15 protein-coding genes and 1 pseudogene are annotated in these 15970 nt (G+C 65.1%); 12 read left to right on the top strand and 4 right to left on the bottom strand.

What is annotated here, in order from left to right; genetic code table 11:
- Nucleotides 1-137: 137 nt before the first annotated feature.
- The 5 genes from QZ588_RS08730 to QZ588_RS08710 all read left to right on the top strand — a co-directional run bounded on the left by QZ588_RS08730 (nt 138) and on the right by QZ588_RS08710 (nt 5097).
- A complete protein-coding gene (locus QZ588_RS08730) occupies nt 138-863 on the top strand; it encodes a glycosyltransferase family 2 protein (RefSeq protein ID WP_295541816.1) in 726 nt (241 codons plus the stop codon).
- A complete protein-coding gene (locus QZ588_RS08725; RefSeq protein WP_295541814.1) occupies nt 863-1258 on the top strand; it encodes a DUF2304 domain-containing protein in 396 nt (131 codons plus the stop codon). Before QZ588_RS08730 ends, QZ588_RS08725 begins: the two co-directional genes overlap by 1 nt.
- Nucleotides 1258-2427, top strand: coding sequence for a glycosyltransferase (locus tag QZ588_RS08720; protein ID WP_295541812.1), 1170 nt, complete (start codon nt 1258-1260; stop codon nt 2425-2427). The genes QZ588_RS08725 and QZ588_RS08720 overlap by 1 nt, the downstream gene beginning before the upstream one ends.
- 49 nt (nt 2428-2476) lie before the next feature.
- Nucleotides 2477-3628 (top strand): hypothetical protein, encoded by a 1152-nt coding sequence (locus tag QZ588_RS08715; RefSeq protein WP_295541810.1) that lies wholly within the window; start codon nt 2477-2479, stop codon nt 3626-3628.
- Nucleotides 3629-3717: 89 nt separating this feature from the next.
- Nucleotides 3718-5097 (top strand): hypothetical protein, encoded by a 1380-nt coding sequence (locus tag QZ588_RS08710; RefSeq protein ID WP_295541808.1) that lies wholly within the window; start codon nt 3718-3720, stop codon nt 5095-5097.
- A gap of 4 nt (nt 5098-5101) precedes the next feature.
- Here the strand turns inward: QZ588_RS08710 and wecB are convergent, their stop codons facing one another.
- On the bottom strand, nt 5102-6265 hold the full coding sequence (gene wecB / locus QZ588_RS08705; protein WP_366929547.1) for a UDP-N-acetylglucosamine 2-epimerase (non-hydrolyzing): 1164 nt from the start codon (nt 6263-6265) through the stop codon (nt 5102-5104).
- A 186-nt stretch (nt 6266-6451) separates the two neighbouring features.
- Between wecB and QZ588_RS08700 the strand changes: the two are divergent.
- A pseudogene (locus tag QZ588_RS08700) lies at nt 6452-6601 on the top strand (AAA family ATPase); the annotation flags it as partial.
- Between the two features lie 147 nt (nt 6602-6748).
- Here the strand turns inward: QZ588_RS08700 and QZ588_RS08695 are convergent.
- Nucleotides 6749-6922 carry a hemin uptake protein HemP gene (locus QZ588_RS08695; RefSeq protein WP_295541807.1) on the bottom strand — a complete coding sequence of 58 codons (174 nt, stop codon included), beginning with the start codon at nt 6920-6922 and terminating at the stop codon, nt 6749-6751.
- 446 nt (nt 6923-7368) lie between these two features.
- Between QZ588_RS08695 and QZ588_RS08690 the strand changes: the two genes are divergently transcribed.
- Together QZ588_RS08690 and QZ588_RS08685 are read left to right on the top strand one after the other, a co-directional pair.
- Nucleotides 7369-8514 (top strand): aminotransferase class I/II-fold pyridoxal phosphate-dependent enzyme, encoded by a 1146-nt coding sequence (locus QZ588_RS08690; protein ID WP_295541805.1) that lies wholly within the window; start codon nt 7369-7371, stop codon nt 8512-8514.
- Nucleotides 8515-8585: 71 nt separating this feature from the next.
- The gene (locus QZ588_RS08685; protein ID WP_295541803.1) at nt 8586-9110 is read left to right on the top strand and encodes an FmdB family zinc ribbon protein; all 525 of its coding nucleotides are present in this window, start codon (nt 8586-8588) and stop codon (nt 9108-9110) included.
- Between the two features lie 33 nt (nt 9111-9143).
- Here the strand turns inward: QZ588_RS08685 and QZ588_RS08680 are convergent, their stop codons facing one another.
- A complete protein-coding gene (locus tag QZ588_RS08680) occupies nt 9144-9566 on the bottom strand; it encodes a hypothetical protein (RefSeq protein WP_295541801.1) in 423 nt (140 codons plus the stop codon).
- Nucleotides 9567-9780: 214 nt separating this feature from the next.
- Between QZ588_RS08680 and pta the strand changes: the two genes are divergently transcribed.
- Both pta and QZ588_RS08670 read left to right on the top strand, forming a co-directional pair.
- Nucleotides 9781-11892 carry a phosphate acetyltransferase gene (pta, locus tag QZ588_RS08675; RefSeq protein ID WP_295541799.1) on the top strand — a complete coding sequence of 704 codons (2112 nt, stop codon included), beginning with the start codon at nt 9781-9783 and terminating at the stop codon, nt 11890-11892.
- A gap of 50 nt (nt 11893-11942) precedes the next feature.
- Nucleotides 11943-13148, top strand: a complete 1206-nt coding sequence (locus QZ588_RS08670) for an acetate kinase (protein ID WP_295541774.1) — start codon at nt 11943-11945, stop codon at nt 13146-13148.
- A 134-nt stretch (nt 13149-13282) separates the two neighbouring features.
- Here the strand turns inward: QZ588_RS08670 and cysZ are convergent, their stop codons facing one another.
- Entirely contained in the window at nt 13283-14023 is a 741-nt protein-coding gene (gene cysZ / locus QZ588_RS08665; RefSeq protein WP_295541773.1) for a sulfate transporter CysZ, read from the bottom strand.
- Nucleotides 14024-14159: 136 nt separating this feature from the next.
- Between cysZ and QZ588_RS08660 the strand changes: the two genes are divergently transcribed.
- Together QZ588_RS08660 and QZ588_RS08655 are read left to right on the top strand one after the other, a co-directional pair.
- A complete protein-coding gene (locus QZ588_RS08660; RefSeq protein WP_295541771.1) occupies nt 14160-14999 on the top strand; it encodes a SirB1 family protein in 840 nt (279 codons plus the stop codon).
- Nucleotides 15000-15116: 117 nt separating this feature from the next.
- A complete protein-coding gene (locus QZ588_RS08655) occupies nt 15117-15884 on the top strand; it encodes a hypothetical protein (protein WP_295541769.1) in 768 nt (255 codons plus the stop codon).
- Nucleotides 15885-15970: the final 86 nt, after the last annotated feature.

Raw genomic sequence — 15970 nt, 5'->3', positions numbered from 1 at the left:
CGCGTTTTCGCGAAAAAAGCCCGAATTTTCGCCCCAAATAAACCGATTCGTATATTTTTTGGCAGTAGCACACGGATAAGACCGAATCCTGAGCCTAAGTCGGACAGGCTCCTAGGATATCTATCTGGATCCACGTCGTGATCGTCATCCCCGCCTTCAACGAGGCAGAAAGCATCGGCAAGGTGGTCGCTGAGGTACAGCAGTACGTCAGCGAAGCGATCATCGTCGTTGATGATTCGAGCACGGATGGCACGGCCACCAGGGCCGAAGCGGCCGGCGCCGTGGTGCTCCGGTTGCCCTTTCAACTCGGTGCCTGGGGCGCAACCCAGGCGGGTCTGCGCTACGCACTGCGGCAGGACTGGCCAGTGGCAATCACGCTGGATGCGGATGGCCAACACGCCCCGTCGGACCTGGGCAGGTTGCTGCATCCAGTGGTATCGGACGCAGCGGACGTAGCGATCGGCGCTTACCCGGAACGGGCAAGTACCCTGCGACGAGTGGCACAGCGCTACTTTCGGGGGTTCGGCGGTTTGGCTCTCGAAGATCTGACCTCTGGCTTCAGGGCCTACAACCAGCGTGCCATCGAGCAACTGGCGCGACCCTTCGCTACCCTGCTGGACTACCAAGACGTTGGTGTGTTACTCAACCTGAAGCATCACGGCTTTCGTGTCGTTGAAGTGCCCGTACGCATGCGCGACCGACGTCATGGCCATTCGCGTATCTTCAACTCCTGGTGGGCGGTGAGCCGTTATATGGTGCAGACAAGCGTGCTGTGTCTGGCACAGGTCGGACGCCGTATTGACTGCTCGTCGCAGTTGCCAGAAGGCGAGCAGCGCGACTCCGAATCCGTTGAGTGCCGCTGATGACGTATCAGTTGACCTCTCTCTTCCTGGGTCTGTTTTTGGGGCTGGGCATCTTGTGGCTGGTCCGCCGTGATCATCTTCACGGTCCGTTTGCGCTTTGGTGGATTGCCGTTGCGATCACGGTGATCGTGGTCGGCTTTTGGCCCACGCTCTTCGATTCGATCGCAGGCCACTTGGGCGTCAGCTACCCGCCAATCCTGGCGCTGGTCCTCGCGTTCGGTTTCATGCTGCTCAAGATGTTGACGTTGGACATCGAACGATCACGGCAAGAGCGCAAGATTCGGCGTCTCGCACAGCGACTGGCCATGGTCGAGGCCGACCTTCGGCAGGCTTCCGCTTTGGCGGGGAAGACGGCCGTGGAAAACCCGGCGGGCCACGATGCTGATAGCGGCTGATGCGTGTATTGCATCTCGGCAAGTATTACCCACCAGTAGCTGGTGGTGTCGAATATTTCCTGGCGGATCTGCTGGGCGCCCTCGAGCGGCGCGGCATCACTACGGCAGCACTGGTGCACAAGGCAGGCGGCGACCCCGCCGCGGATGTCCCCTCGGATAACGAGCAGCCGATTGTGCATCGCGTTCCAACGCTCGGGCGATTTTTGTATGTGCCCATAAGCCCGACCTATCTGCACTGGCTGAACCGTCGCATCCGGGAATTTCGCCCGGACCTCCTGCATCTACATGTGCCAAACGTGTCTGCATTCACGGCGCTCTTGTCTCGACGCGCCCGTGCGCTGCCCTGGGTCGTGCACTGGCATGCCGATGTGGCCATGTCGCGCGTGGATCGACGACTGGCGCTTGCCTACCGATTTTATCGTCCGCTGGAACAACAACTGTTGGCCAAAAGCGCCGCCGTCATCGCCACATCGCCGCCCTATCTGCAGAGCAGCGACGCGCTCAGGCGGTGGCGAGAGCGCTGTCTCACGATCCCACTGGGGCTGGATGCCAATCGCCTCCGTGTCTCGGCGGCGCACGAGGCGCCGGACGCAGAGCCTATTTGGGGCCGAGTCGGGCTGCGGGTGCTGTCCGTCGGCCGCCTCACCTATTACAAGGGCCATGATGTGCTGATCGACGCCACGGGCGCGTTGCCTGACGCCCGCACCATCATTGTCGGCACCGGCGACCAGGCGTCACGGTTGCGTGCCCTGATCCAGGAACGCGGCCTGCAGGACAGGGTCCTTCTCTGGGGTGAGGCCAAACGCGTCGAGTTGGCGGCCCTGCTGGCATCCTGTGATGTCTTCTGTCTACCCTCCATCGAACGTACAGAGGCCTTTGGCCTTGTCCTGCTCGAGGCGATGCACTTTGCAAAACCCGTGGTGGTCAGCGATATCCCGGGGTCCGGCACAGGATGGTTGGTCCGCCAGGCTGGTAATGGCCTGCTGACCCAGCCAGGCAAGGCGTCGGCCGTCGCCGACGCCTTGCGCCAACTTGAGCAAGATCCCGCGCAAAGACGGCTGCTGGGCGACAAGGGTCGGACTGCGCTATCGGTTGCTTTCAGCATCAATGCCATTGCCAAACGTGTGGCCGATGTCTACGCTCGGGTGCTGGGTGACGATGCACGCTAGACCACGAACACTGACACGCCTGCTCTGGGAGTGTCGCCGGGCGCCGGCGATGCGAGCCCTGTCGGCGGCTTTCATTGGCCTGCTGCTGACCTTCACCGTGCTTTTGCTCGTCGAGCTGCGCGGGCCGGGCTTTCCACCGGTCACGATCACTCCGGATCAATTGCAACTTCGCCAAGGAAAGGGAGAAGCCGCCAGTGACCGTTTGATGATCCGACAAGAGGGCGCAAACGACACGTCGATCGTGCTTGCCCGGCTGCCCGCGATAGAAGCGCACCGTTACGGCAGACTACAATGGCAACTCGACGGCTTGACCGACGATCAGGATCTGAAGCTGTTGTGGGTGTCCAATCAGGCGCCTCAGCAGATACGCACCCTACTGCTGACAGATGCCCAGAAGCAGCAGGGCGCGGTGGACCTGACCACCAATGTTGACTGGACAGGGCAGATCAGCCTGATCGGCATTGCGGTCGGGGGAGCGCTCTCGCAGCCTCTGGCATTGATGCAGATATCGCTGATTCCAGCACCACGCACCGTCGCCGGTAGTGTGCGGAACCTCCTGCGACCCTGGTATGAGCGCGAGCCCTGGAGCATGCGCTCGATCAACTATCGTGAACACCCCGAAAACCAGTGGCAGACCAGCCCCCTGATGCAGGCGACGCTTTGGCTCGTGATCAGTGTTGGTACGTTCCTGATACTGTCGATCAACGTCAGTGGACAGGCACGACGGACCGTCCTGGTGGCTTTGCTGTTGCTCGCCTGGCTGGGACTGGATGCCCAGTGGCAATGGCAGCTCCTGACCCGGTTGCAGGCAACACATGAACGCCATGGCGACACACCGCCCGGAATGCGTGGCCCCATCACCGACGTGGATGACTGGGTCGCCGATCTGGTGGGAGGGGTCCGCAAATACCTACGGCCGAAGGATGCGCGCATCGTGCTCGTGACCAAAGACCCGGCTGATCACGTACCGCTGCGTGTGCGCTATCGCCTCCTGCCACTGAACGTATCTCCGGGGCAGACCCGGCTGCCGGACGCGAGCCGGATGCAAGCAGGAGACTATCTGCTCCTCATCCAGCCGCCGCCGGATATTCGTTATCGACCTGACATCCGCGTGCTCGGCGATGAGACGCATCAAGTGCCAGTCGAGTCGGTAGCGGTGATGCGCGGAATGGCCGCCCTCTACAGAGTGAGGGCGCAATGATGCATGCGGGCTGGGTCGGCGTTGGCGCTGCGCTATCACTGCCTTGGGTGGTCGCGATCCTTTGGCTGCGCCTACTCTTTCCAACACCGATGCCCGGGCGCTGGCCGCTGCTGCTCGGGTACGGCTATGTGCTCGGGCTGCTTGTCACGACACTCATTCTTAGGCTACAGGCGGCGTTGTTCTCTGCATTGAGCCTGGATGCAGCGCTGCAATGGTGGCCGAGCATCGTCGTCTTCGGTTGCTTGATCTTGGGCGTTCTGAAATTCCAGCGCAGTGGTTGGACCGTGACGAACAGCGCGCCTCGGCGACCGCCTCTCTCTGTTCAGCCGGCATGGTGGCAACGGCTATTGATCGCATTGCTGCTGGTGTTGCTATCGATCCGCCTGCTGGGCCTGGCGCTGGAGGTGTGGTGGCTACCGCTTTATCCCTGGGATGCCTGGACAACTTGGGCGGTTCGGGCCCAGATCTGGGCGCACAGTCAGACCCTTGTCCCCTTCGTTGGTCCAGAGACTTGGCTGGCTGAACCTTCAGGGCAAAGTCACAGTATCCTGGCTTGGCGCTATCCGCCTGCCGTCTCGCTCATCGCCGCCTGGCCAGCCCTCGCCTTCGGTGACTGGAACGAGACGGTGGCCAACCTGCCCTGGATCGGCTGTGCGCTGGCGCTGGCCTTGGGTCTTTATGGCCAGGCACGGCTCTGGGGGGTAAGCCCGTTAACGGGCTTGTTGTTCGTCTGGCTGCTGCTGTCGCTGCCCATGCTGGGCACCCATGTTGCCCTGGCGGGTTATGCAGACCTTTGGCTCGCCACGAGCCTGGGTTTGTCGTTCTTCGCGCTCATGCACTGGACGCAGCGCGGCGACTGGCGGCAGGTGCTGCTGGCGATACTGCTGGCGCTGGGCTGCGCGCTGATCAAGCGCGAGGGTCTGGTGTGGATGCTGCTGCTCCTGGCGATCATCCCGGCGGCCCGACTGGGCAGAGGTTGGCTACTGCTGACACCGACGACGGCGATCGCCGCGGCCCTGGCGATCTGGCTCGCCGGCGGCATCCAGCTGTCGCTGCCGATGCTGGGGCAGATCGTGCTCGGCCCGGACCGACTCCAGCTTCCTGGGATTGGAACATTCGAGCTGCAATCGAATGGGTCTTGGGAGCCGGTGATCAGGTACTTGTTCATCAACAATAATTGGCATCTCCTTCCATTGCTCGTGCCCATCGCCTGGGTTGCTGCCACCATACTGCTTGCACGTGATATGGGTGGCCCGGCACTGCGGGCCGGCTTACTGTGGACCACCATGGCGCTCTTCGCTGTGTATCTGTTGTTCTTCTGGACGAGCGCGTCCCAATGGGCGGAGCGGGGTTCCAGCATCAACCGCATTCTGCTGCACTTGGCCCCTGCTTTGATGTTCTGGGTTTTGACGATCTGGTATACAGCCACCGCGGATCGTGAAAATGGCAATCAACCAGCCGATGCCTGAGGTCTCACTGACCAGAGCATCTGAACCGTCGAATCGCATCCAGAATGCGCCGGGCCGCCCGTCCATCACCGTAGGGGTTATGGGCATGCGTCATCGATTGATAAGCATCTTCGTCGTCAAGCAGGCGCTCGGTCTCGATAATGATGCTGTCTTCATCCGTGCCAACGAGGCGAGCCGTGCCCGCTGCGATGGCCTCCGGCCGCTCTGTGCGCTCGCGCATCACTAGCACGGGCGTGCCGAGCGCTGGGGCCTCTTCCTGCACACTACCGGAGTCGGTGATAATGAGATAGGCCTTCGACATGAGATAAACGAACGGGAGGTATTCCTGCGGATCGATGAGGAGCACATCAGGCACGCCTTCAAGTATTCGATGCACGGGGTCCCGCACCGCTGGATTGAGATGCACGGGGTAAACAATCTGCAGATCAGCCCGTTGGCTCAAATATCGAAGCGCCCTGCAGATACGCTCGAGTCCATCGCCCAAGTTTTCGCGCCGATGGCTTGTAACCAAAATCAGCTTTTTACGGGCATCCAGGCGGTCAAACTGTTGCTCAAAGTGCCGCTGCAGGTTGGTATCGGCTTTCAGCTTATGCGAGACCGTTTGTAGCGCGTCGATCACCGTATTTCCGGTGATGTAGATATCCTGGTCGGCTACCCCTTCGCGAATGAGCGCGTCGCGCGCTCGGGCCGTGGGTGCAAAATGGAGTGCTGCGATGCGCCCAACCAGTCGACGATTCATCTCCTCCGGCCAAGGGGCATGGATGTCTCCGGTACGCAGTCCAGCTTCGACGTGGCCAACGGGAACTTTTTCGTAGAATGCCGCCAATGCGCCAGCCATGGACGTCGTTGTATCTCCATGGACCAGTAGTAAATCGTAGCGCTCGCTACGCAACAGATCGCGTAGGCCGAGCAAGATATTGCTGGTGATGTCGGTGAGATCCTGGCCCGGCTGCATGATATCGAGGTCATGATCGGGCTGGAGCGCAAAGAGATCGAGCACTTGGTCAAGCATCTGGCGATGCTGTGCTGTAACACAGAGCCGAACGTCGCAGTCTGGGGCGTCATTGAGGATGTGAACGACCGGCGCCATCTTGATAGCCTCTGGCCGTGTGCCAAAGATAATTAGTATCTTCATCTCGACTTTGGCCATTTTGCTGAGCGGTTTCATGGCCGGTGAGCGGCCAACGTCGGCAGGACAGCCAGCGGCTGAACGGTTGGCGGCAGAGCGGCGCAGGCGGTATCGTCTGATGTCGACCGAAACGCCAGACTGTCCCATCTATGCCCACGCTGCCGTTGACGATTGTAGCTGTTCGAGTGCTGCGCTTTGAAAATACCGAGAACATACAACGACGACGTCGACAAGACGCCGCTGGCGCTGCGCCTGATCGAGGAGGGCACCCACTACTTTCTGTCGCGCCCGCGCCGCTTTGGCAAGTCGCTGTTTCTGGAGACCTTGGCCGGGCTGTTCGAGGGCAACCGCGAGCTGTTCACCGGCCTGGCGGCGGAAGCGCACTGGGGATGGCGAACGTCTCCGCAAGGTGCGCACGCTGCGGCAGGCCGGGCCGATCGGCATGGCGAGCGAGCAGCGCGATGCGCCAACCGCTGCGGGCCCGGCCCGGCCTGCGCACAAGGTTTTTGCTGACGCGGGTGCTTATTTCACCAGGATCAGTTTATCGTTGCGCGTCACCAGCAGGGTGTAGCGGGCGTCGCCGTGCTCGATGACGATGCGCCGCTCGCCCTGCATGAGCTCATCGCTGGTGAGGCGCCGCGGCGGGATCTGTGCGGTACGGTTGCCGTGGGGGAGGGATTGTGCGGATTGGTGCATGACTGCTCTCCGGGTTGCAGCGGGGTGGCGATGGGGTTTGACGCGGTGCCTGGGCCGGGCGCAGGGATATCAGCCGTGCGTCGCCTGTGGCGCTGGTGGTGTGGTGTCCTGCCGGCGCAGGCGCTGCCTGAGCCGCGTGGTGCCGCAGCAAGGCCTGCGATGCACCGCGGGTGTCGTGTGGGACGATAATGCAAATACGAGTTAATCGCAACTGTTCTGCGATCGCGTCGGCATGAGCCGGCTGGGCGCTGCGATGCCAGCGCGCGCAGCCGGGGCGGGGTTCGCGCGCGTCGGCCACAGCTGTACGATGACAGGTGCGCCGGCTGGGACGTTGGGGCCGGGATGCGTGGCGGAGCAGGCCGGCAGGCGTGGCGCTTGCTCCGGCCATGCGCTGCTCGTGAGCGGGGTGTGGCGTTTGGCGGTGGCGCGTTGCAGGAACGGCGGATATGACCAACACGACCCCACCCGTCGCCGGCACGCACGGCGGTAACCGCCGCGTGCTCGCCGAGCACGCCGGTTGCCGCCCGGGCGACCTGCTGGACTTCAGTGCCAATATCAATCCGCTGGGCATGCCGCCTGCGGGCATGCACGCGCTGGCGCAGGCGACGCAGACACTCGGCGACTATCCGGACCCGGATTGCACGGCACTGCGGGCTTGTATCGGCGCGCAGCTCGCCGTGTCGCCGGCGCGCATCCTCGTGGGTAACGGCGCCGAGCAGCTCATTTGGTGGTTGCCACGGTTGCTGGGGGCGAGGCGGGTGGTGGTGACGGCGCCTTGTTACCTGGACTATTGGCGTGCGGCCGACGTTTGGGGGCTGGAGGTCGTGCCCATGAGGCTGCCGGCCGAGGATGATTTTGCGGTGGATCTGACCGCACTCGTCAGTCTGGCGACGGCAGGGGATCTGATTTGGCTCGGGCATCCAAACAATCCGACGGGTCGGTGTGTCGACGTGCATGCGCTGGCGGCGATCGCCGTCGCGCGCCGGGACGTTTGGTGGGCGCTGGATGAGGCCTTTATCGATTTCGTGGACGATGCCGCATCCGGCGTGGGGCTGGGCTTGGACAACGTCGTGGTGGTCCGCTCCATGACCAAGTTCTTCGCCATGCCGGGATTGCGCTTGGGCTATGCGGTGCTGGCGCCGGGGCTCGCCGCCGCCGGCCGGCGCTTGCTGCCGGCCTGGTCGGTGAGCACGCCGGCGCAAATGGTGGGCGTTGCGTTGTTGTCGGATCCCGGGCGCGCGGCATTCGAAGCGCGCACGCGGGAGACGATTCGTGCGCAACGGGGGTTGCTCGCCGCCGGGCTGCGCGGGCTGGGCGCTCGGGTGATCGACGGCGCCGCCAACTATCTGCTGTGGCGGCTGCCCGACACGGCGCCGTCCGCGGCCGCGGTCGCCGATGCACTGTTGCGGCGCAGCAAGATCGCCGTGCGCACCTGTGGTGATTATCCGGGTCTGGATGGGGCCTGGCTGCGGGTGGCGGTGCGCACAGCAGCGGAGCATGCGCAGCTGTTGGCGGGCCTTGCGGTTGTGCTCGCGGAGGCGACCGACATGCAACCGACACGGGACTTGTCCCAACGCCGCGGGGGGGCTTAAATCTCCGCACCGAGCACGCCTGGCTGGCGAGCACAGCAGCGGCGAGCGCAACAAAGGAGTGAGAATCCACCATGCCCGTCTACGAGTTCTATTGTCCAGACTGCCACGCCATCTATCATTTCTTCTCGCGCCGGGTGGATACGGAGACGTGTCCTGCCTGCCCCAAGTGCCACCGCGCACGGCTGGATCGGCGCGCCTCGATGTTCGCCATCTCCAAAGGACGCGGCGATGCCGAGGATGACAGCGACGCCGAGCTGCCGCCCGGCATGGATGAGGCGGCAATGATGAAAGCCATGGCCGCCATGTCCAGCGAACTGGAAACTATGGATGAGGACGACCCGAAGCAGGCGGCACGGATGATGCGCAGGCTGTTCGCATCGTCCGGCCTGCAGCCCGGCGATGCCATGGCCGACATGCTGGGCCGTATGGAGGCGGGGGAAGATCCGGATGCGCTGGAGGCGGACTATGCCGATGTGCTGGATGCCGATGATCCCCTCGCCGGCCTCACCGCCGGCGGCGCCATCAGGCTACGGGCACTGCGCCGTGAGCTGCTGCCGCCGCGCCGCGACGACGATACCTGGTATCCGCTCAAGTGATGGGTACGAGTCGCGCCTGAGTCCGCCTCTGCGTCAGGGGCAAAACGCGTCCACATAGGCCTCATGCTGCCGGCGGCGGGCTTTCAGTTGCTCGCCACGGGCTGGCCGGTAGCCGGCGCGAAGCTCGTCGTCGATACGCTGGATCTGTTGGCGCTTGCGCCAGCAGCGCTCGCCGGCTTGGTCTTTGCGCGACGCCGCAGCGGCCCGCTGGCTCGGTGGGTTGGTGCGCTGGCTCGGCGCTCGCTGGGGCTCGGGCTCAGGTTGTGGGGGCACCCAGCCCGTGCGCGTATCCTCGATGGTCACCGGCCTGGAATGCGGCCTCCTGGGGCAGGGCTGTTGGCGAAATTCGATGCTGCCGTCCGCGCCGGCGCAGCGATAAACCCGGGCCTGAGCGCCGACAGTAGCGGTGAGTGTCACCACAGCCAGTGCACAGCCGGTGCCGATGGCCACCGCCATGAGCCTGCTCGTTTGTGCATGCAATTTGCTTAAAACCTCTGGTCGAATGCCTTGCCCGGCCGTCCACCCTGGGTGTTGACCTGCAGTGTGGACACCTGGGCGGGGCCTTGTAAACAGCAGGTAACATCGTCGACGGCCAGCATGCGGCATCATCCGCGGCGATGATGCCGGTAGACGTCGGCCAGCCCATCTCCAACATCGGGATCGAAGCGATATGCAGAGCATCTACATCGCCGGTGCCGGCTCCGGCAGCGGCAAATCGGTGGTGGTCCTGGGGTTCATGGAACTCCTGTCCGCCATCAATCGGCGGGTCGGCTTCTTCCGGCCCGTGGTCAGCCGCGACGTGCATGAGGACAACCTCACGACCCTGGTGCGGCGGCGCTACGATCTGCCGTTTCCCGCCGAGCGGTTGTATGGCTGCACCGCCGAGCAGGCGAGCGAGCTGGTCGCTGCGGGTCAGTACGACGAGCTCCTGAAGTGCATCCTCGACAAGTACATGCTGCTGGAAGAGGAGTGCGACATGGTGCTGTGCGCCGGCACCGACTACGACGGCCTGGTCCCGTCGCTGGAGTTCGACTTCAACGCCGACCTCGCCAATAATTTCGGCTGCACCATCGTGGTGGTGGTGAAGGGCTTCGGGCGCAGTCCCGACGAGGCGCTGCACGCCGTGCACATGGCGCACGAGTCCATGATCGATCGCGGTGGCGATCTGCTGGCCACCATCGTCAACGGCGTCGATCCCGATTTCGTCGAGCCGATCAGGCGACACGCACGGGCGGTGGTGCCGGCGCAGGAGACGCTCTACGTGCTGCCTGACACCGAATCGCTCGCCAAGCCCACCATCGGCGAGATCAGCAAGATGCTCAACGGCGAGTGTCTGTGCGGCGATGACGATGCGCTGAACCAGGTGGTGACGAGCTACAAGGTCGCCGCCATGGAGATCCCAGATTTTCTGAACTACATCGAAGACGGCAGCCTGATCATCACGCCCGGTGACCGCAGCGACATCATTCTCGCGAGCCTGGCGGCGGACGTCTCGGCGGCCTTTCCGCGGGTGGCGGGGCTGCTGCTCACCGGCGGCTTGCAGCCGGCGGAGAATGTGCAGCGCCTGCTCGCCGGTCTGCGGCGCACGCGGGTGTCCATCCTGAGCGTGGATGCCGATACCTTCCAGACGGCGCTGGCGGTGAACCGGGTGGAGTCCACCATCCTGCCCGGCGACGATCGCAAGATCGCCGCCGCACTCGGCCTGTTCGAGCAGCATGTCGAAATCAAGGACCTGCAGCAGCGCATCGCCGTGCACCGCAGCGAGCGCATGACGCCGCTGATGTTCGAGTATCAGCTGGTGCACCGCGCCAAGGCCGATCGCAAGCACATCGTGCTGCCGGAGGGCACCGACGAGCGTATCCTGCGCGCGGCCGAGATCCTGACCCTGCGTGGTGTGGCCGAGCTGACCCTGCTGGGCGACCCGGACAAGATCCGCCGGCGCATCGGCGAGCTGGGTCTGCAGCTTGCGGACATCACCATCATCGACCCGGTGTCCTCGCCGAAGCGCGATGAGTACGCCGGCGTCTACTACCGGCTGCGCAAGCACAAGGGTATTTCCAAGCAGATGGCCTATGATGCGCTGGAAGACCTGAGCTACTTCGGCACGCTCATGGTCTACACCGGCGATACCGACGGCATGGTGTCGGGTGCCGTGCACACCACGCAGCACACCATTCGCCCGTCGTTCGAGACCATCAAGACCAAGCCCGAGACCAAGCTGGTCTCGAGCGTGTTTTTTATGTGCCTGGCGGATCGGGTTTTGGTGTACGGTGACTGCGCCGTCAACCCCAATCCGAGCGCCGAGGAGCTCGCCGACATTGCCATCACCTCCGCCGGCACGGCGGCGGCGTTCGGCGTCGAGCCGCGGGTGGCGATGCTGTCCTACTCCACCGGCGCGTCCGGTAAGGGCGAGGACGTGGAGCGGGTGCGTGAGGCGGCGGGCATTGCCCGCGCGCGGCGGCCGGATCTGAAGATCGAGGGGCCGATCCAGTACGATGCGGCGGTGGACGCCAGTGTCGCCCGCTCCAAGCTGCCGGACAGCGAGGTGGCGGGGCATGCGACGGTGTTCATTTTTCCCGACCTCAACACCGGTAACAACACTTATAAGGCGGTGCAGCGCAGCGCCGATGCCGTGGCCATCGGGCCGGTGCTGCAGGGGCTGAACAAGCCCGTGAACGACCTGAGCCGCGGCTGCACCGTGACCGACATCGTCAACACCGTGGCCATCACCGCCATTCAGGCCCAAACGGCGGCGGCCGAAGCGAGCGATGCTCCGGGCTGAGCCCGCCGCCCCCACGGCCCACCACCGAACTTAGCGCCCAGAGGCAGCCGATGAAGATACTGGTGCTCAACTCCGGCAGCTCGTCGATCAAGTTCCGGCTCTTCGCCGTCGCCGAGGATGACTGGCGAGTGGCCGCCAGCGGCGCGGCCACCCGCATCGGCGAGGACGGCGCCGCCGTGCGCCTGAGCTGGACCGATGCCGCCAGCGAAGTCCACAGCCGTGAGGATGCGGCGACGATCGCTTCCCATCATGCCGGTATCGAGCATATCGTGACGGCCTTGCGGCACACCGGGGCCCTCGGTGGCATCGCGGAGCTCGGCGCCGTCGGCCATCGGGTGGTGCATGGCGGCGAGGCCTTTCATACGCCAACACTGGTGGACGACGACGTGATCGCCGCCATCCGCCGCATGATCCCGCTGGCGCCGCTGCACAACCCCGCCAACCTCGACGGCATCATGGTGGCCCGGGAACTCTTTCCCGGCGTGCCGCAGGTGGCCGTGTTCGATACCGCCTTCCATCAGACCATGCCGCGGACGGCGTACCGCTACGCGATTCCGGGCTATCTCTACCGCGAGCATCACGTGCGCCGCTACGGCTTCCATGGCACCTCGCACCATTACGTCGCCAAGGCGGCGGCGCGGATGCTCGACAAGCCCCTGTCGCACTGCAATCTGATCACATTGCACCTCGGCAACGGCGCCAGCGCGACGGCCATTCGCGAGGGTGCGAGCGTGGACACATCCATGGGCATGACGCCCCTGGAGGGCCTGGTCATGGGCTCGCGCTGCGGTGACATCGATCCGGCCGTGCATTTCTACCTGTGCCGCCATTTGGGCTTCGACAACGACACCATGGACGACTTGCTGAACCGCCAGAGCGGCCTGGTGGGCCTCTGCGGCGTCAATGACATGCGGGAAGTGCATCGTCTGGCCGAGGCGGGCGACGAAGACGCCGAGCTGGCCCTCGGCGTGACCTGCCACCGCCTGCGCAAATACATCGGCGCCTATGTGGCGGTGCTCGGGCGTGTCGACGCAGTGGTCTTCACCGGCGGCATCGGCGAGAACGACGCCGAGATCCGCCGCTGCGCCTGTGCAGAGCTCGAGCAGCTCGGCATCGCGCTCGATCCGCACGCCAATGCGCAGGTCCAGGGGCGGGTCGGCACCATCTCCTGCGCGGACAGCCGGGTCGCGGTGCTGGTGGTGCCCACGGACGAGGAATTGGAGATCGGCCGGGAGACGCTGGAAGCGATCTCCTGATCCACCGGCCCGACGGTGTTGCCCGTCGCCTGCGCCTTCAGGTCAGCCGGATGACCGGTGAGCCGTCGCAGCAGCGGGCCGGCCCGGCCGCAGTGCCGTCGACGCCTGATCACGGGGATTGGAGCGGCGGCACTTCACGTCTCTGCCGCCACCCCGCGCAGCTCGCCGACCCACATCAGCGTGGCGCCGGCCACCGCCCCCGGCATGACGACGAAGTTCACCACTGGAATGGCCGTGAGGGCGGCGGTGGTGGCGCCGAAGCCAAAGCTCAGCAGCCGCCGCCGGCGCAGGGTCGCGCGCATCTGCCGAAACTTAAGACCGTGATTGCCCATGGGGAAATCCGCATACTCCAGGGTCAGCATCCAGGCGCTGACCAGAAACCACAGCAGCGGCCCGATCACTGGCACCACGAAGGCCAGGATCAGAAACGGCACGCTCCAGAGCACGGCATAGAGGAGCTTGCGCACTTCATCGCCCAGCGTCGCCGGCAATTCCCGCAGCAGTGTTCCCCAGTTCATGTCGTCGCCCAGGGGCCGGCCCGTGACCATGCGCTCGACCTTTTCCGCAAGTAAACCGTTGAACGGTGCCGCGAGCAGATTGGCCACCAGGGTGAAGCCGTAGAACACGACGACCAGCACCGCCATCAAGAATAGCGGCCACAGCAGCCACTCCACCCAGGCGAGCCAGGTTGGAAGGCTCGCCTGCATCCGGTCCATGAGATGCTCGAAGCCGGCCGCCCCGAGCCAGATCCCGCCGCCGAACACAACAATATTCACCAACAGCGGGATGAGCACGTAGCGCTTGAGTCCGGGTCGCGTCAGCAACCGCATGCCACGCAGCATGTAGAGCGCCCCGGTGACCGGGTTGGAAGCCATGATTCGGGGTTGTTCGGCCGATAAAGCCCAACATTATAGGGATGAGGCAGGCGCAGGTGCGACGCGCTCGCGCGCGTGGCACATCACCGCGCCGATGCCTGCCGCTCCCCAGTCACACGCAGCAATGGTGAGGCCAATGGACGATGCGCAGCAGACCTTCATCGCCCTCGGGCGCGGTCCCGACGACGCCGTCGACCTGGCGCAGGGGGCACTGGCCGTCAGTGCGCTGTTCCAGCCCGAAGTCGATGTGGCGGCCGCGGTGAGCGAGCTGGATCTGCTCGCCGCGGCGGCGCGCAGCCGCTTGCCGCCGCACGCCGACCTGCTACAGCAGGTGCAGGCACTCAATGCGCTGATGTTCGAGGAGCTGGGCTTCGCCGGTGAGCGGGACGACTTCTACGACCCCCGCAACAGCTTCCTGGATCAGGTGCTGGCTCGACGCCGCGGCATCCCCATCTCGCTTTCGGTGCTGTACTGTGAGGTGGCGGGGCGTGTTGGGCTGCCGGCCTTCGGCGTGAGCTTTCCGGCGCACTTTCTGGTGCGGGTGGGGCGCGGTAACAGCGCCCTGATGCTGGATGTCTATGCCGGCGGCATCGCGCTCGCCGAGCCGGAGCTGGACCGCCGGCTTGCGGATGTCTACGGCGAGGGCGCCCTGAGTATCCGCTCCCACCCGGCGCTGTTGCGCCCGGCGGCGCGGCGCGAGATTCTCGTGCGGATGTTGCGCAACCTGGCGGGCATCTATGCCCAACGCCAGGATGCGAGCAACCAACTGGCGGCGCTGACGGCCATGCTGAATCTGCTGCCTGACCTGCCGGATGCGCTGCAGCAGCGGGGGATGCTGCTGCACGCGCTGGGGCATGCGGCGGGGGCCCTGGCCGACCTGCGCCGCTTTGTCGAGTTATCCGACGATGCCGAGCAGATCGCCGCCCTGACGCCGATCATCGAGGCGCTGGCGACGCAGCCCCTGCGCTTGCATTGATGCGGCCCAGGCCGGCCGACGACATCGCGCAGGCGCCATGGCTCGACGAGGGAGTTCATGCCCGCGCCGCGGGTTCGGTATAGTCGGGGTCGTTGCGCCACACGAGGCACTGCGCCGATGATGCCGAGCCGTCTGCTGCTGCGTACCCATGTCATCCGCCACCAACTCGCCGCGCGGCGTGCCGCCGGCGACGCGATTCGGGCGCTGCCCGCATATCGCATCGCGCTCTGGCCGGATGGCTGGGTGCTGGAGCCGAACAATGCCGTGCGCGTGGTCGACACCCATGCCATGGCCGAGGCGCGGCGCTGGTTCGAGATGGCCGAGCGCACCACCGGCACCGCCGGTCGCCGGCCACTGACCGCCGCCGAACAGCGCCGGGCCATGCGCCTGCTCGGTGTCTACGTGCCTCCCGCCGTGGTTGCGTTGTCGGGGCGTCGGTTCAGCACGGAGGAAGTCGCCTCCGTTGCCCTGACACTGGTGGCCGGCGACTGGATCAGGGAGCGCCGCGCCCAGCTGCTGGCCCAGCCCGAGCGCGCGCTGGCGGAGCAGGCCCGGGCCTGGCAGGGCTCGCGTCATCAGTGCCCGGCCAGCAGCGATGCCGCCGAGGCCTTGCTGCGCCAGGCCCTGGACGCTTGTATCGCCGAGGGCCTCGTGCCACCGGCCCGCTATCGCCTGACGTCCAGGTGTGAAGACGGTTTTGGCCTGCGCCGCTGGCGCTGCGCCGTCGAGGTCAATCTGGATCCCTATGCCCGTGCCCGCGCCCGTGAGGCGCTGGACACGGCCCTGATCCCCTGGAACCGCGCCGTCATTCGCGATGGTCTGCCCATGCCGCTCATCACCCTGGATGTGCGGGCGGGCCATGGACCCCGCGCCGCCGTGTCGTGAATCCCTCGTCATGCGCCCCGTGCCGCCGACCCATCGGCCTCATCTTGCCGCTGCCAGGGATCGCCACGGTGACGCTGCGCCCACCT

The sequence above is a fragment of the uncultured Thiohalocapsa sp. genome, assembly GCF_913062725.1.
Taxonomy (GTDB): Bacteria; Pseudomonadota; Gammaproteobacteria; order Chromatiales; family Chromatiaceae; genus Thiohalocapsa.
Note: the sequence above shows the minus strand (reverse complement) of the source record. Positions and strands in the feature narration are given on the sequence as shown.